1 protein-coding gene is annotated in these 1,501 nt (G+C 75.2%); it reads left to right on the top strand.

Annotated elements, in window-relative coordinates:
• Positions 1-1,501, top strand: a 1,501-nt coding sequence (locus ESO86_RS16835; protein WP_129235945.1) for a heavy metal translocating P-type ATPase, incomplete at both ends; no start/stop codon positions are given.

Below are 1,501 nucleotides of genomic sequence, written 5' to 3' on the forward strand. Positions count from 1 at the left end.
GCCGGCCGGTGCCGGCACCGGCGAGGCGGCCGGCGCGCCCCCCGTGGAGAAGCGCGCCGACGCCGAGCTCAGGTCGCTGCGCACGCGGCTCATCGCCGCCATCGTGCTCTCGGTCCCGGTGATCCTCCTCGCGATGATCCCGGCGCTGCAGTTCACGTACTGGCAGTGGGCGTCGCTGGCGCTCGCCGCGCCCGTCGTGACGTGGGCGGCCTGGCCGTTCCACCGGGCCGCGCTCGTCAACCTGCGGCACGGCGCCGCGACCATGGACACGCTCGTCTCGCTGGGCGTGACGGCGGCGTTCCTCTGGTCGCTGTACGCCCTGTTCCTCGGCACCGCGGGCACGCCCGGCATGGTGCACGGCTTCGAGTTCACGGTCGCCCCGAGCGACGGCGCGTCGAACCTCTACCTGGAGGTCGCCGCGGGCGTGACGATGTTCGTGCTCCTCGGCCGCTACCTCGAGAAGCGGTCCAAGCGTGCCGCCGGCGCGGCGCTCCGAGCGCTGATCGAGCTCGGCGCGAAGGACGTCGCGGTGCTCCGCGACGGCGTCGAGTCGCGGATCCCGGTCGAGCAGCTCGCGGTCGGCGACGCGTTCGTCGTCCGCCCAGGCGAGAAGATCGCGACCGACGGCGTCGTCGTCGAGGGGCGCAGCGCGGTCGACGCCTCGCTCGTGACCGGCGAATCCGTGCCGGTCGAGGTCGAGACGGGCGACGCCGTGATCGGCGCCACCGTGAACGCCGGTGGACGCCTCGTGGTGCGCGCGACGCGCGTCGGCGCCGACACGCAGCTCGCGCAGATGGCGCGCCTCGTCGAGGACGCCCAGGCGGGCAAGGCCGAGGTGCAGCGACTCGCCGACCGCGTCGCGGCCGTCTTCGTGCCGATCGTGATCCTCATCGCGATCGCGACGCTCGGCATGTGGCTCGGCGGCGGCTTCCCGGCCGCCGCGGCGTTCACCGCCGCCGTCGCCGTGCTCATCATCGCGTGCCCGTGCGCCCTCGGCCTCGCGACCCCGACCGCGCTGCTCGTCGGCACCGGTCGCGGCGCACAGCTCGGCGTGCTCATCAAGGGGCCCGAAGTCCTCGAGTCGACGCGTCGCGTCGACACGATCGTGCTCGACAAGACCGGCACCGTGACGAGCGGGCGGATGTCGCTCGCGGGCGTGCACGCCGCCGACGGCGTCGACGAGGTCGACCTGCTCCGCCTCGCGGGGGCGCTCGAGCACGCCTCCGAGCACCCGGTCGCGAAGGCGATCGCGGACGGCGCGGCCGCCCGGGTCGGCAGCCTGCCGACGCCCGAGTCGTTCGAGAACCGCCCCGGCCTCGGCGTGCACGGCGTCGTCGACGGGCACCTCGTGCTCGTCGGGCGGCCAGCCCTGCTCGTCGAGTGGGGGATCGGGCCCGACCCGCAGGTCGAGGCATCCGTCGCCGCCGCCGAGGCCGAGGGGCGCACGGTCGTCGTCGTCGCCTGGGACGGCCGCGTGCGCGGCGCGCTCAGCGTCGCCGAT

The sequence above is a fragment of the Agromyces binzhouensis genome, assembly GCF_004135055.1.
Lineage (GTDB): Bacteria > Actinomycetota > Actinomycetes > Actinomycetales > Microbacteriaceae > Agromyces > Agromyces binzhouensis.